At 35.3% G+C, this 22,771-nt stretch carries 23 protein-coding genes; 20 read left to right on the forward strand and 3 right to left on the reverse strand.

What is annotated here, in order from left to right; genetic code table 11:
- The first annotated feature begins 62 nt into the window (after positions 1 to 62).
- The 3 genes from GI584_RS10745 to GI584_RS10755 all read left to right on the forward strand — a co-directional run bounded on the left by GI584_RS10745 (position 63) and on the right by GI584_RS10755 (position 2,705).
- On the forward strand, positions 63 to 677 hold the full coding sequence (locus tag GI584_RS10745; RefSeq protein ID WP_153791230.1) for a histidine phosphatase family protein: 615 nt from the start codon (positions 63 to 65) through the stop codon (positions 675 to 677).
- A 556-nt stretch (positions 678 to 1,233) separates the two neighbouring features.
- Positions 1,234 to 1,689: a GNAT family N-acetyltransferase gene (locus GI584_RS10750; RefSeq protein ID WP_153791231.1), complete on the forward strand. Its 456-nt coding sequence runs from the start codon at positions 1,234 to 1,236 to the stop codon at positions 1,687 to 1,689.
- Positions 1,690 to 2,105: 416 nt separating this feature from the next.
- A complete protein-coding gene (locus tag GI584_RS10755; protein WP_153791232.1) occupies positions 2,106 to 2,705 on the forward strand; it encodes a short chain dehydrogenase in 600 nt (199 codons plus the stop codon).
- 217 nt (positions 2,706 to 2,922) lie between these two features.
- On the opposite strand, the gene GI584_RS10760 is transcribed toward GI584_RS10755, so the two are convergent.
- Positions 2,923 to 3,801, reverse strand: coding sequence for a LysR family transcriptional regulator (locus GI584_RS10760; RefSeq protein WP_100360679.1), 879 nt, complete (start codon positions 3,799 to 3,801; stop codon positions 2,923 to 2,925).
- Between the two features lie 116 nt (positions 3,802 to 3,917).
- On the opposite strand from GI584_RS10760, the gene GI584_RS10765 reads away from it, so the two are divergent.
- Positions 3,918 to 5,018 (forward strand): citrate synthase/methylcitrate synthase, encoded by a 1,101-nt coding sequence (locus tag GI584_RS10765; protein WP_153791233.1) that lies wholly within the window; start codon positions 3,918 to 3,920, stop codon positions 5,016 to 5,018.
- Between the two features lie 332 nt (positions 5,019 to 5,350).
- Positions 5,351 to 6,049 carry a polysaccharide deacetylase family protein gene (locus GI584_RS10770; RefSeq protein WP_153791234.1) on the forward strand — a complete coding sequence of 233 codons (699 nt, stop codon included), beginning with the start codon at positions 5,351 to 5,353 and terminating at the stop codon, positions 6,047 to 6,049.
- Between the two features lie 158 nt (positions 6,050 to 6,207).
- On the opposite strand, the gene GI584_RS10775 is transcribed toward GI584_RS10770, so the two are convergent.
- Positions 6,208 to 7,920, reverse strand: a complete 1,713-nt coding sequence (locus tag GI584_RS10775; RefSeq protein ID WP_153791235.1) for an Rqc2 family fibronectin-binding protein — start codon at positions 7,918 to 7,920, stop codon at positions 6,208 to 6,210.
- 143 nt (positions 7,921 to 8,063) lie between these two features.
- On the opposite strand from GI584_RS10775, the gene GI584_RS10780 reads away from it, so the two are divergent.
- The 14 genes from GI584_RS10780 (at position 8,064) to spoVM (ending at position 21,807) form a co-directional block, all read left to right on the forward strand.
- Complete coding sequence (locus tag GI584_RS10780; RefSeq protein WP_153791236.1) at positions 8,064 to 8,942, forward strand: YicC/YloC family endoribonuclease; 879 nt, start codon at positions 8,064 to 8,066, stop codon at positions 8,940 to 8,942.
- A 31-nt stretch (positions 8,943 to 8,973) separates the two neighbouring features.
- A complete protein-coding gene (remA, locus tag GI584_RS10785; protein ID WP_018932726.1) occupies positions 8,974 to 9,234 on the forward strand; it encodes an extracellular matrix/biofilm regulator RemA in 261 nt (86 codons plus the stop codon).
- A 14-nt stretch (positions 9,235 to 9,248) separates the two neighbouring features.
- Positions 9,249 to 9,869: a guanylate kinase gene (gmk, locus tag GI584_RS10790; protein ID WP_100362495.1), complete on the forward strand. Its 621-nt coding sequence runs from the start codon at positions 9,249 to 9,251 to the stop codon at positions 9,867 to 9,869.
- Positions 9,866 to 10,081 (forward strand): DNA-directed RNA polymerase subunit omega, encoded by a 216-nt coding sequence (gene rpoZ, locus GI584_RS10795; RefSeq protein WP_100360674.1) that lies wholly within the window; start codon positions 9,866 to 9,868, stop codon positions 10,079 to 10,081. Before gmk ends, rpoZ begins: the two co-directional genes overlap by 4 nt.
- 82 nt (positions 10,082 to 10,163) lie before the next feature.
- Positions 10,164 to 11,363 (forward strand): bifunctional phosphopantothenoylcysteine decarboxylase/phosphopantothenate--cysteine ligase CoaBC, encoded by a 1,200-nt coding sequence (gene coaBC, locus GI584_RS10800; protein WP_153791237.1) that lies wholly within the window; start codon positions 10,164 to 10,166, stop codon positions 11,361 to 11,363.
- Positions 11,364 to 11,365: 2 nt separating this feature from the next.
- A complete protein-coding gene (gene priA / locus GI584_RS10805; protein WP_153791238.1) occupies positions 11,366 to 13,774 on the forward strand; it encodes a primosomal protein N' in 2,409 nt (802 codons plus the stop codon).
- Positions 13,775 to 13,788: 14 nt separating this feature from the next.
- On the forward strand, positions 13,789 to 14,727 hold the full coding sequence (gene fmt / locus GI584_RS10810) for a methionyl-tRNA formyltransferase (protein ID WP_153791239.1): 939 nt from the start codon (positions 13,789 to 13,791) through the stop codon (positions 14,725 to 14,727).
- Positions 14,724 to 16,079 carry a 16S rRNA (cytosine(967)-C(5))-methyltransferase RsmB gene (gene rsmB, locus GI584_RS10815; RefSeq protein ID WP_153791240.1) on the forward strand — a complete coding sequence of 452 codons (1,356 nt, stop codon included), beginning with the start codon at positions 14,724 to 14,726 and terminating at the stop codon, positions 16,077 to 16,079. Before fmt ends, rsmB begins: the two co-directional genes overlap by 4 nt.
- Positions 16,080 to 16,099: 20 nt before the next feature.
- Positions 16,100 to 16,849, forward strand: coding sequence for a Stp1/IreP family PP2C-type Ser/Thr phosphatase (locus tag GI584_RS10820; protein ID WP_153791241.1), 750 nt, complete (start codon positions 16,100 to 16,102; stop codon positions 16,847 to 16,849).
- Complete coding sequence (gene pknB, locus GI584_RS10825; protein WP_100360668.1) at positions 16,843 to 18,828, forward strand: Stk1 family PASTA domain-containing Ser/Thr kinase; 1,986 nt, start codon at positions 16,843 to 16,845, stop codon at positions 18,826 to 18,828. Before GI584_RS10820 ends, pknB begins: the two co-directional genes overlap by 7 nt.
- Positions 18,829 to 19,710, forward strand: coding sequence for a ribosome small subunit-dependent GTPase A (rsgA, locus tag GI584_RS10830; RefSeq protein WP_100360667.1), 882 nt, complete (start codon positions 18,829 to 18,831; stop codon positions 19,708 to 19,710).
- A 1-nt stretch (position 19,711) separates the two neighbouring features.
- On the forward strand, positions 19,712 to 20,365 hold the full coding sequence (gene rpe, locus GI584_RS10835; RefSeq protein ID WP_100360666.1) for a ribulose-phosphate 3-epimerase: 654 nt from the start codon (positions 19,712 to 19,714) through the stop codon (positions 20,363 to 20,365).
- A gap of 590 nt (positions 20,366 to 20,955) precedes the next feature.
- Positions 20,956 to 21,594: a thiamine diphosphokinase gene (locus tag GI584_RS10840; RefSeq protein ID WP_153792965.1), complete on the forward strand. Its 639-nt coding sequence runs from the start codon at positions 20,956 to 20,958 to the stop codon at positions 21,592 to 21,594.
- 135 nt (positions 21,595 to 21,729) lie between these two features.
- Positions 21,730 to 21,807 (forward strand): stage V sporulation protein SpoVM, encoded by a 78-nt coding sequence (gene spoVM / locus GI584_RS10845; protein ID WP_100362494.1) that lies wholly within the window; start codon positions 21,730 to 21,732, stop codon positions 21,805 to 21,807.
- Between the two features lie 66 nt (positions 21,808 to 21,873).
- On the opposite strand, the gene rpmB is transcribed toward spoVM, so the two are convergent.
- Complete coding sequence (gene rpmB, locus GI584_RS10850; RefSeq protein WP_058307859.1) at positions 21,874 to 22,062, reverse strand: 50S ribosomal protein L28; 189 nt, start codon at positions 22,060 to 22,062, stop codon at positions 21,874 to 21,876.
- 290 nt (positions 22,063 to 22,352) lie between these two features.
- On the opposite strand from rpmB, the gene GI584_RS10855 reads away from it, so the two are divergent.
- Complete coding sequence (locus GI584_RS10855) at positions 22,353 to 22,715, forward strand: Asp23/Gls24 family envelope stress response protein (RefSeq protein ID WP_100360664.1); 363 nt, start codon at positions 22,353 to 22,355, stop codon at positions 22,713 to 22,715.
- The last annotated feature ends 56 nt before the right edge of the window (positions 22,716 to 22,771 follow it).

Raw genomic sequence — 22,771 nt, forward strand, 5'->3', positions numbered from 1 at the left:
GAATAAAAAATCCGTTAGGAGAAAATTTTTTATAGTTAATAATTAAAGGGTGAGAATTCTTTATGGCTATTTATTTAGTACGACACGGTAAAGATGAAGATGAATTTCGTGGTGGTTGGAGCCAAAGAGGACTTATTGAAGAAGGTATTGAACAATCAATAAGACTCGGAAAATATTTGAAAGAACACAAGAAGGATTTTATGATTCATCGTATTATTACAAGTGATTTAAAGCGAGCAATAGAGACATCAAAATATATTGGTGATAGTATTCAAATATCTACCGAAAAATCAAAAGCTTGGCGAGAAACAAATAACGGTGTTCTTGCGGGTATGTTAAATGATGAAGCAAATAAACAGTATCCAGGATTACACTTCAATAGTTTAGAAATGGATGAAAGATATCCTAGTGGAGAAAGTCCAATTGAAAACTTCACAAGAATAAAGAGAGCATTTGAAGTTATCTGTGAAGATCAGAAGGAACGAAATCATCAAGAAAATGTCTTAATAGTAACTCACGGAGGGGTAATAAATATAATTTATCACATTTTGAAACGTAAACCTTGGACAAATAAAAATAAACCTTTCCCTTCTTCTTATACAAGTATTCACAAGATTGAATATGTCGATAAAAATTGGAAAATTACCCAAGAGAATTTTGATGTGCATTTAAAATAACTGAAATGCTTATTCAACAAACGGGTAGCAATTCTTCAGGTTAACAAATTATTAATTTGGGTGATATTGATGAGCAGGGCTAATGCTAGCATATTTGGAAGTTTAATTTTAGCAACGGTAATTGGCATATTCGGCCAAGGATTTGCTTATTTTTTGAATAAAAATTTTGCTGAAATGTCTCCGATATACTATTTAATTGTCTTAACAATAACAAGTGTAATCTAATATTTAAGTACATTTGTTTTTACATATTTTCAATATAAGAAACAAAGGATTGAAAAGGCAAAAATGGAAGTATATTTTTCTGTATTTGGCGTAATTGGATGGGTTATCTCTTGTTGGTCTTTATTTGTTTTGGCTACGTGGTGGGGTTAATGTGTTTGTTGTTACTTTAATTTAGGGTGGCTTATCTTAAATAAGAAATGTAACGTTGTTCACCTAAAATGTTAGTAGAGTTGAAACAAAAATGGTGTGAGGGTGGTTTATACTGTACTTAAACAAACTGATGCTTTTATGAAACCAGACGTGAATCAAATAAAGTTTTAGGGGGAGCATGATGGAGTTTGAATTTTTTGACTTTGATGTTATAAAAGGTGAAGAAATTGATTTACATCTAATGAATACGGTACCAGGAAACAAGGAAAAAGACTGGGTTCCAGCTTATCATTTTAATATTACTTTAAGTGGTTTAACCGAACCGATTGGAAAAATAGATATAAGAATTGGACACAATGAAAACTTATATTATGGTGGTCATATTGGATATTCAGTTAAAAAGGAATATAGAGGTAATCGCTACGCTGCAAAAGCCGTATTACTTATAAAGAAAGTAGCACATACTCATGAATTGGAAAAACTGTTCATTACCTGTAATCCAGATAACATCCCTTCAAGAAAAACATGTGAGTTTGTTGGAGCTAATCTTTTAGAAATCGTTGATGTACCAGAAGATAACGATATGTATCAGCGAGGAGAAAAGGAAAAATGTATATATGAATGGGTGTGCACTTAATTTATTTGCAAGTTTTAAAGTATGGTTTTTGTACGTATTAAACGTTAGTAACGATACAAAAACAGCCTATTCCCTAACTCTGTTTCATAATTATTCAGTAAATAATTATAGTTTTCAATATAAAACAATGATAGGACTTTACCATGGTATGGAAGCTGTTTTAATTATAATAATTGGAACAAAGCCTTGGAAATTTCGTCATGGTGGTGATTATGGCCTCGATTAATTATTTACTTAGATAGAAAAAATCACAGCAATTGAAGGAAAAAGCTAAAATTTTTAAAGTAGTAAATAGAGATGATATACTTAAATTTCCAACGGTAATGACATTGGCAAAGGTATTGTCTTAATAAAATATATCTTCCCAATGTCAAAGCAACATAGATTATAATATTATTAAGAATAGGTGTGATATGATGAAAATCCTTATAATTGGTGGCACTGGTATCATAGGTGAATCTGTGTCAGATAAGTTAACCCCAAATCATGAAGTTATCATTGCGAGTAAATCAAGTGGAGATTACCAAGTTGACATTACGTCTGTAAAGAGTATCGAACAAATGTATAAAGATATACCAAACATTGATGCAGTTATAAGCACTACTGGAGCTTCTCACTTCGGAGATTTAAGTGAGCTTACACCGGAATTAAATGAAATAGCGATTAATAGTAAGCTAAAGGGACAAGTAAATCTTGTACTGATTGGGCAAAATTACATAAATGATGGTGGCAGTTTTACACTTACTACTGGAATTATGATGGATGATCCAATTTTAAAGGGTAGTTCAGCAGCCATGGCAAATGGTGCAGTTGCTAGTTTTGTTAAATCAGCAGCGATTGAATTGAAACGTAATTTACGAATTAATAGTGTAAGTCCAAACGTTTTAGAAGAATCTTTAAGAAAATATGGGGAATTTTTCAAAGGATTCAATCCAGTACCAGCTGATAAAGTTGCCAATGCATTTGTAAAAAGTGTTGAAGGCGCACAAACAGGACAAGTGTATAGAGTTTATTAATAGAGATGTGTATACTTGAAAAATCTCCAAAATCTATGGAGATTTTTCCATCTATCAGCATCCTATAGGTTTCAACAATCTAGTATAATCTAGGAAAAACATTGATTTGAACCTTATTTAGTATAATATTCAAATTAATTTCAATGTATTTAACTAATTTTTAATAAACAGACATTCTTAATAAAGCTGAAGCTCAATCTAAAATTACTACTATATATTAAAGGTGATATTGTGCAAGAAATTCCAAAAACTCCCTTTGTTTTTTGTGATCGAATTTAAAGATAGCATACGTATTTGCTTGAGGCGGTGGAAAAGACTGAATATCAACCTCAATCATTTTACCTTCAAGCAGTTCTCTTCTTACTGTTGAAAAGGGGAGAAAGGAGACACCTAGGCCCTCTATAATAAAACGTTTCGTAATATGAGTTTGAGAGACCTTCATCATTTGAATACCTGGATAGAATAGCTTCACATTTTGAGACAATTTATCCCAATAGCCAGGGTGATTATGTGTTAATAAGCGATTGGAAGATAATATTTCTTCTTCATCCAATGGTAGTGCTGATTCAAAATCCATGCCATCATGAGGTGCTACTAAAACAACCTTATCTTTATGAAGTAATTTGCTCTCAAGGTTAGGATGGAAACTTTGAAGGCAAGATAGACCAATATCCACCACTTCATCATTAACCACTTGTTCTATGTCTTTTGATTCGACAATTTCAATCGTAATCTCTACTTCCGGGTGTTTTTTAATATATTGCTTAAGTACAAAAGGTAAAATCGTATCAGCGATAAGAGGAGAGATAGCTAGGGTTAATTTTGTCGTATATCCTTGGCTAAACGTTTTTATATCCTCCATTCCCGATTCATATACCTCCGTCAAATGGATGGCGTGGTTTAAATACCTTCTGCCTGCTTCTGTTAATTTCACGCGCTTACCATCTCTTTGAAACAACTGAATTCCAAGCACTTTTTCCAATTGTTTAATATGTACGGTTACAGAAGGCTGAGAAATAAAAAGATGATCAGCAGTTTTTCGAAAATTACCTGTTTTAGCTGCAGTAATAAACGTACGAACCCAACTTAACTCCATACATATCCTCCTTATTAAAAATATTAATCAATGCATTTAAAAATATTTAATTTTTATAATCAAATTACTATTATACAATATTTATAAATGAAGTACTATCAGAAAGGAAGAAAAAAATGCTCAATCAAGGACTTAAAGGAGTTGTGGCTGCAGAGACCTATATTAGCCACATTGACGGTGAAAAGGGACAGCTTATTTATAGAGGATATGAAGCGAAACATCTGACAAAATCCAATACATTTGAAGAGGTTGCTTATTTGCTGTGGTATGGCTATTTACCAACTGCACATGAATTAGAAAACCTGAAGAATGAATTAATCAGGAATCGGCATTTAACAACAACAATGAAATCAATAATGGATCATCTACCGCAAAATATGGATGTGATGAGTGTAATAAGAACGGTTATATCAGCAGAAGGAACTACAGATTATCAATGGAAACCTTCGATTGCTCAATCTATAAGACTCACAGCATTAATCCCTACTATTATCGCTTATTGGTATAATAAAATAAACGGTAAAATTGCTAATGAACCAGATGATGCTTACGGTCATGTTGAAAACTATTTATACATGTTAAATGGAACTAAACCAACTAAGGCTCAAGTGGATGGATTAGAAACATACATGATTTTAACAATGGAGCATGGAATGAATGCGTCCACTTTCTCTGCTAGAGTTACCGCTTCGACAGAATCTGATTTAGTATCAAGCATAACTGCTGCAATTGGAACGATGAAAGGACCTTTACATGGGGGAGCTCCATCTGGTGTGATCCAATTATTGGAGGAAGTAGCAACACATGATAATGCAGAAAAAGTGATCAGAAATAAACTGAACAATGGTGAAAAGTTAATGGGATTTGGACACCGTGTATATAAAACACATGATCCTCGAGCGATAGCTTTACGAGAGACCTTGCTTCAATCGAAAGGATCAGATTCCTGGTTAGACCTTGCCATTCATGTGGAAGATGTAGCTGTTAAAGTATTAAATGAATTAAAGCCAGGTCGTTCTTTATATACAAATGTAGAATTTTATGCAGCGGCAATTATGAAGTCTATTAACCTAGATCCACAACTTTTCACACCGACATTTACTGCAAGTAGAGTGGTTGGTTGGACTGCTCATGTACTTGAACAAGCGGACAATAATACGATTTATAGACCTCAATCTGTATATATTGGAGAGATGGTAGAGGCAGGTGAGAGATAATTAAGAAAGTCCTATCGAAACAAAAGCAGTCCACAACCATACTTTATCTTACGGATAATCAAGATATTCTCCAGGTGGTTACACGCACTGCTGGGTAAAATATATTAATTCGATACTATTCGAGGCTGATGTAGAAAAATGACATATGAATGAATTAAAAACAGCTTATGGATCATATGATTTATAGGCTGTTATTTTTTATGATTCTCTACACAATATCGTGTATCAAAGTCTTGCTATCTTCTATACGCCTACTTGAAGTTCTGTGTTATATTTATGAAGTACTAGTTATTCAAAATGTTAACTATAGTGAAGAAAAGAAGGTTAGGGTAATGAGAAAAATAATAATTTCATTTGTTATCATTGTCATTTGTTTAGTTTCCATATTATTTGGAAGTAATCAACTAATGAACTCTAGAAACTTTCAGTTATTTGGTGACTTAACTGCCAAAGTTGAAACAAAAGAAAAAGTTGTAGCACTTACCTTTGATGACGGTCCTACTAAAAACGTTCATGAGATTCTATCGTTGTTAGAAACATATAATGTAAAAGCAACATTTTTTCTGATTGGAGAATATATAGAAGATTTCCCAGAAGAGGCTGAAGCTATCGTACAAGCTGGACACCAGGTGGCAAATCATACTTATTCTCACAATCGGATGATTTTCAAATCTCCATCGTTTATTAAAAACGAAATTGAAAAGACAGATCAATTAATTAGAGATATTGGTTATGAAGGACAAATTGATTTTCGCCCGCCAAATGGAAAGAAAATCATCGCTTTGCCATGGTATTTACATAAAAATAACATTGAAACGATTATGTGGAATCTTGAACCAGATAGTTTTTATGAAGAAGCTGCTGATAAAGTAAATTACGTAGTAGAAAATATCGAGCCAGGCTCCATTATCCTGATGCATCCAATGTATGATAATACGGGGAAAGAACTCAAAGCCATCGAAGGCATTTTAGAAACATTGTCCGAGAGAGATTATCAGTTTATAACAGTCAATGAACTACAAGAGTTATAAACTGCTAGACAAACAACATAAAATCAGATTAAATGAGACTGTACAGTGTATGGAATTTGTATACAATATAAAAAAGTTTAAACGCTCAGTCAATGGATGATGCTGACTGAGCGTTTAGTTTTATAACGGTGCTAATCCCCACTTAGGGAAGTCTCACATTATGGTTTTGTTTTTAACTTTGTTATATAGCTTTGATCTGGTGTCACAAACAATGTTTTTTGATTCTCATAGGTGACAAAGCCTGGTTTAGCTCCATTTGGTTTTCGTACATGTCGTATTAACGTGTAGTCAACCGGAACAGAAGAAGAATGTTTGGATTTACTAAAATTGGCAGCCAATTGAGCGGCTTCCATTAATGTGTCTTCACTAGGAGCCGTTGAACGAATCACAACGTGTGAACCGGGAATATCCTTCGTATGCAACCAGACTTCATCCTTGCGCGCTAGACGATTGGTCAAATATTCATTTTGTTTATTATTTTTCCCAACCAAAATTTCAGTTCCATCTGAAGCGTAAAATGTTTCCGGTACTGGTTTCGTTACTTTCTTTTTTTGCTTTGCTTTCACTTGTTTTTTCTTTAAATATCCTTGTTCTTGTAATTCCTCGCGTATTTCCTCGATATCCTGTTCTCTGGCAGAATCAATTTGTTCGATAATTTCATCCAAATAATCCATTTCTAGATACGTTTTCTTTTTTTCTTCCTCCACCATTTGTTTCGATGTTTTTAATTTATGATACTTTTTGAAAAGAGATTGTGCATTTTCGCTCGGAGTTTTATTCTCATTTAAGGGTATCGTTCTTTTCGCTTGATCAGGGTCATAATAATCGACCACTTCCGCTTCTTTATCCCCTTTTTTCACTAAATGCATATGAGCCGTTAATAATTCTCCATCTCGTTGGTAGCGGTCTGCATTCTTCGCTTGTTCCAATGTTTTGTCTAATTTTACTAACTTTCGTTTGTTTTTCTTTTGTTCATTTGTTAAAAAGCGTAATAAGTCGCCAGCTTTTTGTTTTACTCGATCACGTTCAGCCTTGCCGGAATAAAAAGTATCTAACATGCTGCTAACAGAATTAAAATACTCTTGCTTACCATCTTTGGACGATAAAGGTAAAACATAAAAGCTTTCTTTTCTATCCTTAGATATAAAAGGCTCATATTGATGTTCTAGTATTTTCTGTTGAATACTTGTAAAAGCTTCTTTAAAAGTATCCGTTTTACCAAGCCCCGCTTGTACTACAATTTCCTTTGCTAAAACAGGAGAAATACCCATATACGTATTCACGATTTGCTGATCGAGCTTCCCTGCGTTGAAATCCAATTTCCGAATAAATGTATCACCGTCAATGGTTAACGGATTGTATTTCCCTTGATCGGGTGGTTGCACATACGCACTACCGGGTATAATGGAACGGTGTCGGTTTTGTGCACTTGATACATGTTTAATACTTTCAAGAATTACCTGACGCTCACGATCAACTAAAATGATATTACTGTGTTTTCCCATTAGTTCAACAATCAATGTTTTTATACTTTTGTCTCCCAATTCATTTTTGGTTTGAAAGTTGATATAAATAATCCGTTCATTTTCTACTTGTTCAACTGATTCGATAAAACTCCCATTTAAATACTTACGAAGCATCATACAATACATAGAAGGTTCTGTAGGATTTTCGTACGTATCTGTTGTAAAATGAATTCTGGCATAACTTGAATGAGCACTAATTAAAAGCTGTTTATTGGTACCGAATTTTCTAATCGTAAATAATAATTCGGTATCCGTAGGCTGATATATTTTTAATACACGTCCAGATGCCATCTCATGATGAAGTTCGTGTGTCATTGCACGAGTAACAATTCCATCAAATACCATTTAAATCACCTCATTATTCCATTATACCATTTCTTATAAGTAAAAAGAATCCAAGAATTATTTGTCTATTGCTTAGAATTTTTGATATGATGATTATGGTTAGAAACTAGTGTTTATACTGTTAAATGGAAGGGATATGAAATATGTTAAGCATGACTGGTTTTGGCAGAGAAGAGTTTCGGAATGATCAGCTGGAAATTAATGCAGAGATTAAAGCGGTTAACCATCGTTATCTCGACATTACTTTTCATATGCCCAAATTTTTATTACCTATTGAAGATCAATTGAAAAAAATAATTCAAGATAAGATCAAACGTGGTAAAATCAGCGTGTCAATCTATATTTCTGGTACATATGCACAAAATAAACAATTGGAGACAGATTGGGACTTAGTGGATCAATACGTCGATCATTTAAAACAGATACAAACAAAATACCAACTGGCAGGGGAAATCTCAATAGAAATGATTAGTCAGTTTCAGGATATATTTCACATTGAAGAAAAAGAAGAGATAAGCTCTGACACAGAAACACATGTGAAAGACACACTGGAAAAAGCGGTCATCAAGGCTAATCAAATGCGAACAATCGAGGGAGCTGAATTAAGAAAAGATTTCTTGAACCGAACAGAAAATATACTTAATAATATAAAACAGTTGGGTGAAAGACGAAAAATTGTTATAATAGAGTATCAAGAGCGAATACTTGAGCGTATTAACAAATATCTTGAAAATACGTCTGTTTCCGATGATTCCAGACTCTATCAGGAAGTCGCGCTGCTTGCAGAAAAAGGCGATATATCCGAAGAACTAACAAGAATAAATAGTCATATTAAGCAATTTCGGCAAATCGTTGAGGAGACTGATCCGATTGGTAGAAAATTAGATTTTATTGTTCAGGAAATAAACAGAGAGTTAAACACAATAGGTTCTAAGTCAAATGACGTGTTGATCAGTGAGCAAATTGTATATTTAAAAAGTGAAGCAGAAAAAATGAAAGAACAAATACAAAATGTAGAATAGTTGTTCTTTACAATTTAAGGGGGAGCTCGAGATGAGTTTGAAGTTAATTAACATAGGTTTTGGAAACGTGGTGTCTGCCAATAGAATCATTTCTATTGTTTCACCAGAATCTGCTCCAATTAAACGTATTATTACAGTTGCGAGAGATAATAATAAACTGGTAGACGCTACATATGGCAGAAGAACAAGAGCGGTTATTATTACAGATAGTGACCATGTAGTGTTGTCAGCTGTTCAACCAGAAACTGTCGGCCAAAGAGTGATTAGTCATGATGAAATAAATGAAGAGTAGTAGGAGGAACTATGTTGATAGAAGAGAAAGGAATACTGTTTATTCTATCTGGTCCATCTGGAGTAGGCAAAGGAACAGTACGAAAAGCGTTATTTGAACAAGACACGAACTTAATGTATTCTATTTCCATGACAACAAGAGCGATGCGTGAAGGAGAACAAGAAGGTGTCGATTATTTTTACCGCACACGTGAACAATTTGAACAAATGATTAACGAGAAGAAAATGCTGGAATATGCCGAGTATGTAGGGAACTATTACGGCACACCGAAACAGTATGTAGAAGATACGATTGAGAAAGGTCATGATGTCTTTCTTGAGATTGAAGTTCAAGGTGCATTACAAGTAAAAGAAAACTTTCCACAAGGTGTATTTATCTTTTTAATTCCGCCAAGTTTGGAAGAATTAAAAAATCGAATTGTTGACCGTGGGACAGAAACAGAAGACCTGATCATGAATCGGCTTAAAGAAGCACGAAATGAAATTGAAATGATGGATAAATATGATTATGTTGTGGTAAATGATAATATAAATGAAGCTGTCAAGAAAGTTCAGGCGATTGTACAAAGTGAACATTGTAAGCGAGAGAGAGTGGCAAAACAATACAAAGCATTATTGGAGGTAGATGAAAAATGATTTTGGAGCCATCGATAGATAAATTACAAACGAAAATTAATTCCAAATACACATTGGTAACACTTGCTGCCAAAAGAGCACGACAAATTCAAGATACGAAAATGCATCAGGTAGAAGCTCCTAGAGCAGCAACTTTCGTGGGGCTTGCTTTGGAGGAAATCTTAGAGGAAAAATTAATAGTAGATCCTGACTATAAGATGATCAATGAATAATATGGATGTTGAATAGAAGAGTCTCCCTCGCATTGCTTCTGCTTGCGGGGGTTTCTTCTATATCAAGAAAGGGGTTATCGATATGTTAAATGGAAAGAAAGTGCTTCTGGGAGTTTCTGGTGGTATTGCAGTTTATAAAGCAGTTGCGTTAACAAGTAAGCTGACACAAGCAGGAGCTGATGTGAGAGTAATCATGACGGAACACGCTACAGAATTTGTTACACCTCTTACTTTTCAAGCTATATCAAGAAATCCGGTTTATACAGATACATTTGATGAAAAGGACCCAGCAAAAATAGCACATATCGATTTGGCAGATTGGGCCGACCTTGTTTTGTTAGCACCTGCTACGGCTAATATTATCGGCAAAATAGCAAATGGTATGGCAGACGATATGTTAACCACTACCTTATTAGCTACTCAAGCACCTGTTTATGTCGCACCTGCTATGAATGTCCATATGTATCAACACCCAGCAGTAATTCAGAACTTACATACGCTTGAAAATTGGGGATATCGTTTTATCGAACCGGGAGATGGCTACCTTGCTTGTGGTTATATTGGAAAAGGTCGTCTGGAAGAGCCGGAACATATCGTAGAACTACTTGAGGTGGATACAAATCGTACAAATAAATGGAAGGGTAAAAAAGTATTAATTACAGCAGGTCCGACGAGAGAAGCTTTAGATCCGGTACGTTATTTCACCAATTATTCATCTGGAAAAATGGGATATGCACTAGCACAAGCAGCAATGGAAAATGGTGCTGAAGTCGTTCTAATATCAGGACCTACAGCATTAAACCCTCCGATAAATGTCACAACTATTGATGTAACCAGTGCTGATGAAATGTTCGAACATGTGAAAAGGCACCATGTAAACATGGATATTATTATTAAGACGGCTGCGGTAGCAGATTACCGTCCGTCATCGAGAAATAATCATAAAATTAAAAAGCAAGAAGGTCCCTTGACATTGGAAATGGAACGAACTATGGACATCCTACATTATCTAGGTCAGCATAAGAAAAAACAATTTTTAGTTGGTTTTGCAGCGGAAACACAGGATATTAAGGAGTATGGAAGGAAAAAGCTAGAAAAGAAAAATTTAGATGCGATTGTACTAAACGATGTCAGTCGTAAAGAGATCGGCTTTGATTCCGATCAAAATGAAGTTTTGTTTATGACAAGACATGGGGAAGAACAAGAAATCGAACAAACTAGCAAAAGGAACATTGCCAAACAAATTATTCAACTAATTGATTTTGAATTAAGGAAGGATTAAGTATGCGAGTTGCTAAAGTTATCGTGGATGTCCCAACAAATCAGACGAATCATACCTTTGATTATTTGATACCAGAGCAGCTTGAGAATCTTGTGGAAAAAGGGATGCGTGTATCGCTCCCATTTGGTCCCCGTAAAGTAATGGGATTTGTATTAGATGTTGTAGATCATTCTGATTTTGATAAACTCAAGCCTGTGGAAGAAGTAATGGATTTAACGCCAGTCTTAACTGAAGAATTATTACAACTGGGTAAATGGATTAGTGAACAAACAGTCAGTTTTTACATCCAAACATTCCAAGCGATGCTGCCACAGATATTAAAAGCAAAATACAAGAAAGAAATTGAAGCATTAACAGATTACGAATTGCCTAATGAATTACAAAAGCTTTTTGCTGGAAGAGCCGTTATCGATTACGATGAGTTTATCGAAAGAAATGGTAATTATAATCTTTTATTAAATGAAGTACGGAACGGTCATGTTCAAGTCAATTATATCGTTAAATCAAAAGAAACGAAGAAAACAAAACTGTTTATTGCACCGAATAAAGAGACATACTTATTAGAGGAAGCATTAGAAGATATATCAAACAGGGCGAAAAAACAAAAGCAAATCATCGACTATTTTATTCAAAACCCTGAACCTATAGAGCAAAAAGAGCTGTTAACAGATTGTAAAACTACGACAGCTACCATTAATCAATTAGTAGAAAGAAAGCTTTTAAAGAAAATAGAAAAGAAGGTTTATCGTGATCCTTTTCAAGGTAACGAATATGAAAGAACACAACCATTGCCATTAAGTAAACAGCAGCAACAAGCTATAGAACCGATTTGGCAAGCTATTGAAGAAAAGCAAGATGAAGTATTTCTATTACATGGTGTCACAGGTAGTGGTAAAACTGAAGTATATTTACAAGCAATCGAAAAAGTGTTAAATCAAGGAAAAGAAGCCATTGTATTAGTTCCCGAAATTGCACTTACACCACAGATGGTGCAACGGTTTAAAGGAAGATTTGGCTCGGAAGTGGCGGTTTTACATAGTGCATTGTCTCCAGGTGAAAAATTCGATGAATGGACAAAAATCCATAAACAAGAAGTGAAAGTTGTTGTAGGAGCGAGATCAGCCATTTTTGCCCCATTTGAGAATATTGGTATTATCATCATAGATGAAGAACATGAAACCAGTTATAAACAAGATGAACAACCACGTTATCACGCACGGGAAGTAGCCAAAAAACGAGGAGCATATCATAACTGTCCGGTTGTCTTGGGAAGTGCGACACCAATGCTCGAATCGTATGCCAGATCTAAAAAAGGTGTTTATCACTTACTAGAGATGCCTGATCGGATGAATGAAGCAACCATGCCACCGGTTGATATTGTCGATATGCGTGACGAATTATATGCAGGAAATCGAACCATGTTTTCGCGTCAATTACTTGATGGAATTAAAGAGAGGATCGATAAAAATCAGCAAGTTGTTTTATTTTTAAACAGAAGAGGATATTCTACCTTTGTGATGTGCCGTGAATGTGGAGATGTCATGAAATGTCCGAATTGTGATATTGCCTTGACGTTTCATAAAAGCTCTCACCAATTAAAATGTCATTATTGTGATTATCAAATACCAATGGTGAAAGAATGTGATACATGTGGTAGTAAAACTATCCGTTATTTCGGAACAGGAACCCAAAAAGTTGAAGAAGCATTAAGAGAACATATTCCTGAGGCAAGTGTAATCCGAATGGATGTTGACACAACAAGGCGAAAGGGATCACATAAAAAACTTTTAGAGCAATTTGGTAATGGAAAAGCCAATATTTTATTAGGTACACAAATGATAGCCAAGGGACTAGATTTCGAAAATGTTACGCTTGTAGGTGTTTTGGCAGTTGATGCGATGCTACATTTACCAGATTTTAGGTCTGCTGAAAAAACATTTCAACTAATGACACAAGTTAGTGGACGAGCTGGCAGACATCGATTACCCGGTGAAGTGATTATTCAGACATATACCCCGGAACATTATAGTGTACAATTAGCCAGTCAATATGAATATGAAAAATTTTTCTTGCATGAAATGGAGATGCGTAAAAGCTTTCATTATCCACCTTATTATTTTTTAACTTTAGTTACTGTGTCACATCCGAATCAATATAAGGCACAAGAAGTAACCAAAACAATTTGTAAGCTATTATTTAAATATTTATCAGATCAAGCTACCATTTTAGGACCAACTCCTTCACCCATGGTCCGCATAAATAATAGATATCGCTACCAGTGCATGGTAAAATATAAGGATGAACCAAATCAAAGAGAGATTATTCGCAAAATACAAGAGCATTATTATGATGATATTCAACGACATGATTTAACGATACAAGTCGATTTTGAACCATATTCATTAATGTAAGAGGAGTTTTTTAAATGAAGAAAATCATTTTTATGGGAACACCAGATTTTGCTGTACCTGTATTAGAACGATTGATTACGGAAGGGTATCAAATAGATTTAGTGGTAACACAACCTGATCGCCCTCGAGGTCGAAAAAAAATATTGACACCACCACCAGTGAAAGTGGCTGCTGAAAAGTATAACATCCCTGTATTTCAGCCTGAAAAAATTAAAAACGATTACGATGAAATTAAGAATCGAAACCCTGATCTCATCGTCACAGCTGCATTCGGACAACTACTTCCAAAAGGCTTATTAGAAATCCCGAAGTTTGGTTGTATTAATGTTCATGCATCATTATTACCAAAGCTAAGAGGTGGCGCACCAATTCATTATGCGATACTAGAGGGACATAAAAAAACAGGCATCTCGATTATGTATATGGCAGAAAAGTTAGATGCTGGTGATGTCATTAGTCAAGAAGAAGTCATTATCGAAGACAATGATGACGTGGCTAAATTACATGATAAACTATCAGTAGTGGGAGCAGATTTATTATTAGTAACCATTCCTTCTATCTTTTCAGGTGAGGCTAATCGAACTCCACAAGATGACAGTTTGGCAACTTTTGCACCAAATATTACGCGTGATCAGGAAAAAATTGATTGGGGTAAGCCACAGCAAGCTGTTTATAACCGTATTCGAGGGTTACACCCATGGCCGGTTGCATTTACAACATGGGGTGGTAAAGTATTGAAAGTGTACCAAGCAAAAAAAGCAAACAAAACAGCAAACGAACAAGCTGGTACAGTAATTGACACCAGTGAAGAAGGTATTCTTGTTGCGACAGGTGATCAAAAAGCAATAGAGTTAAAAGTAGTTCAACCTGCAGGAAAGAAAAAAATGACGACAGCAGATTTTCTTCGGGGTGTTGGAAGCAATATGACAGTAGGAGAGAAACTAGGCGAATGACAAAACAATCATACAATATTAGGAACATAGCACTTGACCTTTTAATGCGTATAAGTGATCAAGGTGGATACAGTCATTTAGTTATTGATCAAATGCTTAAAAAACATCAACTCGAACCAAGAGATAGTGGATTACTTACAGAAATCGTCTACGGTACACTACAAAGAAAGCTAACACTGGAATATGATCTGAACACTTTTATTAAATCTAAAAAAAAGATCGATAAATGGGTGAAATGGTTACTTTATTTATCGTTTTATCAAATGAAGTATTTGGACAAAGTTCCAGATCATGCCGTGATTCATGAGTCTGTTGAAATTGCAAAACGAAAAGGACATAAAGGTATTGCCAACTTTGTCAACGGTATTTTACGTTCTGCACAACGAGAGGGTTTTCCTGATTACCAGGATATAAATGATCAGGTGAAACGAGTTAGTATTGAAACAAGCCATCCACTTTGGTTAGTAAAGCGTTGGAATGAGCAGTATGGAATCGAAATAACCGAACAAATGTGTCAAACTAATATTACACATAAAAAAGTATCCATTCGTGTACAGCCGCTTCGAATGACAAGGGAGCAGTTACTATCAAGGTTGGAAAACAGTCATATAAAGGCTAGCTTATCTTCATTTTCAGAGCAGGGCTTAGTGATTGAAGAAGGAAATATTTTGAAAGATGAAACGTTTCAAGAATCATTATTCACCATTCAGGATGAAAGTTCCATGTTAGTTGCAGAATTAATGGACTTACAAGAAGGAATGACTGTGCTTGATGCATGTAGTGCACCTGGAGGGAAAGCAACACATATTGCCGAAAAAATGAATGATAATGGGACAGTATTTGCATATGATCTGCACGAAAAAAAAGCAAAACTAGTCAAAAAAAAGGCGGAGGAACTAGGACTAACCTCTATTCAATCCGCTCAATCAGATGCAAGAAAACTACAGGAAACACACGCTAAACAATTGTTTGATCGAATATTAATTGATGCACCTTGTTCAGGTCTTGGTGTACTTCGAAGTAAGCCTGATATAAAATATAATAAAACCAAAGAAGACATTGTTAAGTTGTCAACGATTCAAAAGGAAATCCTACACCATATAGAACCATTGTTGAAAAATGAAGGCAAACTAATGTATAGCACTTGTACAGTTGATCAAGAGGAAAATGAAGAGGTGATCAAGGACTTCTTGGAAAAACATCAGACCTATCGAGTGGACCCTGCATTTTTTGATGAATTGCCAGAGGAGTTGAAAAACAGCAGTGGTAGAAGTAAATTTGGTATTCAGATTTTTCCTCAAGATATTAATAGTGATGGCTTTTTCATGACAAGACTAGTTAAGGATAGTTGATTGGGAGAAGAGGTGTTGAAATGAAATATGTATATCAATCCGACAAAGGTAAGGTACGTAAATTAAATGAAGATGCTGTAGCTGTTTTTCCACGTGATAATGCTTTGCTCGCAGTGGTAGCAGATGGGATGGGCGGACATCAAGCAGGAGATGTAGCTAGTAAACTTACCATCGAACATGTAGAAAAATTGTGGTCTGAACTGAATGAACCTTTGGAAAATCTAAATTTAGAAGATTGGTTAACCAATTCTATTAAGAAAGTAAATAATGTGGTGTACGAGAAAGCCCAATCTGATGGTTCTTGTCAAGGGATGGGAACAACAATTGTGGTAGCTATTTGTACTGCTCAAGAGCTTGTAATCGGCCATATAGGGGACAGCCGTGCATACTTATTCAATCAATCGACTTGGAAACAAGTAACTAATGACCATTCCTTAGTAGGGGAGTTAGTTCGTACTGGTCAATTATCAGAAGAAGATGCGCAAGTACACCCGAAAAGGAATGTTATTCTAAAAGCGCTAGGTACGGAACTGGATTTAAAACCGGATATTTTTCAATCTGAATGGAATGATTTTGAGCGATTATTAATTTGTTCCGATGGATTAACAAATAAAATTACAGATGAGGAACTACATCATATAATTATGCAAACAGAAGATGATAAGCTAAGCCAGACATTAATTAATTTGGCTAATGAACGTGGTGGAGAAGACAACATAACTCTAGCGATTATTAATCAACACGAAAAAGTTGGTGAGCCACCATGCTAGAAGGAAAAGTATTAAATGAACGATACGAGATTATTAAATTAATTGGTGGCGGCGGAATGGCTAATGTCTATCTGGGAAATGACACGATTCTGGAGAGACAAGTAGCTATTAAAGTATTACGTTTAGAATATGCCAATGATGAAGAGTTTATTACAAGATTCCATCGGGAAGCACAAGCAGCTACAAGCCTATCCCATCCGAATATCGTGAATATCTTTGATGTGGGAGAAGAAGATCAGATATATTATATGGTAATGGAATACGTAGATGGGATGACGTTAAAGCAATACATACAATTGCATGCTCCGATAGAAGTAGAGGAAGTAATAGAAATTATGACGCAAATTACTTCTGCTATTTCACATGCACATGATAATGGTTTAATTCACCGGGATATCAAACCGCAAAACATTTTAATTGATCCTTATGGCCAAATAAAGGTGACTGATTTCGGCATTGCGATTGCATTAAGCGCAACAGCTCTGACACAAACCAACTCTGTTTTAGGATCAGTACATTATTTATCACCAGAGCAAGCACGAGGCGGGAAAGCTAATCGTAAATCGGATATATATTCTTTAGGAATTGTATTATTTGAATTATTAACGGGGCAGTTGCCATTTTCAGGCCAATCAGCCGTTTCGATCGCACTCAAACATTTACAATCTGAAACACCTTCAGTAAAGGAATTTAATCCAAGAGTTCCTCAATCAGTTGAGAATATCGTATTGAAGTCAACAGCAAAAGATCCTTTTCATCGTTATCAGGAAGTTTATGAAATGGAAGATAATTTAACACACGCATTAGATCCAAATCAACTTAATGTGGCTAGATTCCAACCGCCGAACTCAGGCGATACGATTACAAAAGCCATACCGATAGTGAAGGATGAAACTAATATAAAGAACACCCCAGTTGATGAAGAGACCACAATGGTAACCAATAATAAAGACCAAGAAGAACCAAAAGAAAAGAAAAAGAAAAAGCGTAAAAAAACGTTTATATGGGTTACGAGTTTATTTATCATTTTGTTCGGGGCCATTTTGCTAGCATTATTTGTGTTACCTAGTTTATTTCAACCGAAAGATGTGGAGATTCCAGACGTTTCTGGTTATAGCTATGAGGAAGCACTTCAAGAATTAGAAAATTTAAAATTAAATGTGATTAAGGAAGAAGATCACGATGAAGATGTGAAAGAAAACCATGTGATCGAAACATATCCGCGTCCAAATGAAACAGTAAAAGAAGGTAAAGATATTACCGTTTATGTCAGTTCAGGACCGGAAACGGTTGTTATCGATGATTATGTTGGCAATGATTATGAACGTATTGAAGAGATCCTTCTTGAGGATGGATTTAATGATGTCAAGTTCTATGAAGAATTCTCGGATCGCCCAGTAGGAGAAATTATTGCACAGTATCAACCTTCTCCAGGAGATGAGGTAGTACCTCGAGATACAAATGTTATCTTTGAGATTAGCAAAGGTCCAGAAAAAATAACATTAAACAGATTGGTCGGTCTAGATGTAGATGAAGCAACAGATTATTTAACAGATAGGGATCTTTCCGCTGATATACAAGAAGTACACCATGATGAAGTAGAAGAAGGTTATGTCATTGAGCAAAACCCCTCTGCGAATGAAGAGGTAGAGAAGGGTGAAGTTGTAAAGCTAACGGTATCCAAAGGACCTGAGCCAAAATCACAAATTACTCATACCGAATCATTTACCATACCATATACTGGTGAAGTTAATGAGGAAACAGATGAACCAGAACCTCAAGAAGTCAGTATCTATGTAGAAGATGTCAATAACCGTATTTCAGAATTATATCAAGAAGTAGAAATGATTACAGAGGATACAACGTTTAAGATCGAATTGACGATTGCTCCTGATGACGAAGCAACTTATAAAGTGATCCGAGATGATGATCTCGTCATTGAGAAAACAATATTATATGAAGATGTAGAGGGTGAGTAGATGCCAAAAGGTAAAATTGTCAAGGCGCTTAGTGGTTTTTATTATGTTCAATATGAAGGTGGTCTTGTCCAATGCCGTGGTAGAGGGAACTTTCGCCAAAAAAAGATCACCCCTCTTGTTGGCGACTATGTAGATTTCGAATACCGTGATAAAAAAGAAGGCTATGTTTTAGCTATAGAGGAACGTGATAATCAATTAACACGTCCTCCGATAGCTAATGTTGACCAGGCCATTATTGTCACATCTGTCAAAGAACCTGGTCTAAGTCTTACACTCTTAGATAAATTTCTCGTAATGGTTGAGTCCAAAGCCATTAGCCCATTATTGTTTTTTACTAAGATGGATTTGCTTAAGGACCAAGAATCTGTTCTTATAAAAGATAAACTTGCTTATTACAAAAAAATCGGTTATACAGTAGAGTTTCTCTCTACCAAAGATAAGGAAGTTAATCAACAATTATCAGCGTACTTAAATAATAAAGTTTCTGTTTTTGCAGGGCAATCAGGTGTTGGAAAGACATCGCTTTTGAACAGAATTATACCTGGTTTACAGTTGGAGACAGACAACATTTCAGAAAGTTTAGGTAGAGGTAAGCATACTACTCGACATGTGGAACTGATTCCCTTTGAAGAAGGCTTAATTGCTGACACACCTGGCTTTAGTGCGTTAGATTTTAAAGAAATTCAACTAGAAGAATTACCAAGGTGTTTTCCGGAATTCGTTGATATACAAGACCAATGTAAATTCAGAGGATGTATGCATATTAAAGAGCCTAAATGTGCGGTTAAAGAAGCATTAGATCATAAGGAGATCTTAGAAGATCGGTACCAAAATTATTTGCAATTTGTAGAAGAAATAAAAAATAGAAAGCCGAGGTATTAACATGAGTACGAGTACGAAAATAGCACCATCGATTTTATCAGCAGATTTTTCGATTTTAAAAGAAGAGATTGGAGATGTATTAGAAGGGGGAGCAGACTATATACATGTGGATGTAATGGATGGCCATTTTGTACCAAACATTACGATCGGACCTTTAGTATTATCTGCTATTCGCCCTGTAACAGATGCAACACTTGATGTACATCTCATGATTGAAAATCCTGATCGCTATATTCAAGATTTTATTGATGCTGGTGCAGATATCTTAACGGTTCATGTTGAAGCATGTACTCATTTACACCGAACAATACATATGATTAAAGATGCTGGTGTTAAGCCAGGTGTTGTCATTAATCCGGCAACACCGGTCGAAATGATTAAACCAATTATTAAAGATGTGGAACTCGTTCTATTTATGACAGTTAACCCTGGTTTTGGTGGTCAAGTTTTTATACCAGAAGTGTTAGATAAAGTAAAACAAGCTGTAAAATGGCGTGAAGAACTAGATTTATCATTTGAAATTGAAGTAGATGGTGGCGTGAATGAAGAAACAGCAAAACAATGTGTAGAAGCAGGTGTAGACGTATTGGTAGCTGGTAGTGCCATATTTAATGAAAAAGACCGCGCATCAGCTATTCAAAAAATCAGAAATTAAGCCAAGATTGTCGGATATTCATAAAACTAAAAAATGTATATCATAGTGCAGGTAATACATAAACTGCGCAGTAACTTTTGTGTTCCTTCCTCCCATTCTATTTGAGATGAGTGCTAGTCCGACGCTGCGGAAAAATACTCCCTTTCCGTGGGGAACGCTTCAGCCTCCTCACAAGCAAAGAACGCTTGTTGCGGGGTCTTCAGACTGTTCCTTTCCCACAGGAGTGTCGTATTTTTTCCGCAGCTTAGAGTAGTTTCCTGGTTAAGTAGGAGGAAATCCATAGAATCTAATCCATCAGTTCTATTCTTCCAACAATCAAAGAATCACTACTAGCGCAGACAGAATACGCAGACTCCAGTGGGAACTCACGCGATGAAGATCCACTTGGTAAAGTGATTTTCTTTACCAAGTTAGCTAAAAACCGTCCACGGAAAGCGAAGTATTCTGCCGGAGCGGTATCACAGCACTCACCTTTAATCAGAATGGAAGAAGTAAATATGAATTTTCACTAGTTCGCAGTAGTTATCTAGTGCGATTAAGGGTCGCGGGTTATGCCCTTTTTCATAAAGCAGGAAAGGTTGTTGTTTGACGTGAATATTGGAATAGTTGCAGGGGGACCAGAAAATGCTCTAGCTTCTTTAATTTCCTACCGAAAGGATATCGATATCTGGATAGGTGCGGATTTAGGAGCTTTTTATCTGTTAAAGAATCAATTACCTATTCATATCGCCATAGGTGATTTTGATTCGATTGACAAAGATAAAAAAGAGCTTATCCAACAGGAAGCAGATATTTTTCGTGAATTTCCCATGGAAAAAAATGAAACAGATCTTGAATTAGCTGTGGAAGCAGCTCTTTCATACCATCCAGCTTCTATTTTTTTATTTGGTGTTACTGCGGGCAGACTGGATCATGAATTGGCGAATATTCAACTGCTTTATCGCCTATTAGAAAAGAATGTGAGAGCTAAAATAATTGATCATAAGAATATTTTATCTATTTATAAACCAGGTCAGCATAAAGTTACGGCGAAAAATACAGAACTGATTTCATTTATTCCCTTAACCCCTAGTGTTGAAGGACTTACCTTACAAGGATTCTATTATCCATTAGAAAATTATACTGTTACTTGGGGAAGTACTCGTTGTATATCAAATCAATTAATTAACGAACAAGGTACTTTTTTATTTAATGATGGCATATTAATAATGATAAAGAGTACGGAGTAGGAGCATCCGTAAATTCTTATGAAATTATGGAAAGGTATGCAATTATAGTCGTGTATCCTCATAAGCTGTATTAGAATCCATATGTTGCAATAATAATGATGAGGTTATGTCTTCATGGTGAAGAGGAGGGGTATGATGAAATTTTATACAATTAAGCTCCCACGGTTTATCGGAGGTTTCATTCGAGCTTTGTTAGGTTCAGGGAAAAAATAAAGAAAAAAGGCTCCTTGCAAACAGGAGCCTTTTCTCTTCTCTTCTTTTAAGAGTTGATTATAAAAATTAAACGCGTTCTACTTTGCCTGATTTAAGCGCGCGAGCAGAAACATACACACGTTTTGGTTTGCCGTCAACCATAATTCTAACTTTTTGTACGTTTGCTTTCCAGTTACGCTTATTTGCATTCATAGCGTGTGAACGGTTATTACCTGAAGTCGTTTTACGACCAGTTACTACACATTTACGTCCCATTACTTCGTTCCCTCCTACTAACTCAATCCATACTTATATAATTTATCATAGTTTTTATTATTTTGCAATTTCAAATTGTAAAAGTATGAGTGAAATAGAGTTAGCAAGTTTTTCTCAGTTGCTTTGGTCCATTGGTCCTTGAGCTTTTCCTATAATGCTTGACATAGACGTGATTTTCATACATTCTATAATGGAATACCCTTATTTTCTCTTGTTATCGAATCAAACTATAAAATGGTGTAAACGATGATGGAACTTTTTCTTTTATTTATTAAGAAGGAGGATAAAAAATGTCAATAGAATTAAAAACTAAAGATGGTCATGTAACTATTACCAATGAAGTAATAGCAACTATTGCTGGTGGTGCTGCTATTGAATGTTATGGTATTGTTGGTATGGCTTCCAAAAAACAATTACGTGATGGTATAGCAGAAATCCTTAGGAAAGAAAATTTTGCCAAAGGTGTTGTCGTTCGACAAGACGATGAAGATGTACATATTGATATGTATATCATTGTAAGCTATGGTACAAAAATATCCGAAGTTGCACATAATGTACAATCACAAGTAAAATATAATCTTGAAAAAACGCTCGGTTTAAAAATCAAATCGATCAATATTTATATTCAAGGAGTACGTGTGATACAAGATTAATTTTTTTGATATATAATACAAACTTCATTATTTCGGAAAAAGGAGTAGAGGGAGGA

This window comes from Gracilibacillus salitolerans (assembly GCF_009650095.1).
Lineage (GTDB): Bacteria > Bacillota > Bacilli > Bacillales > Amphibacillaceae > Gracilibacillus > Gracilibacillus salitolerans.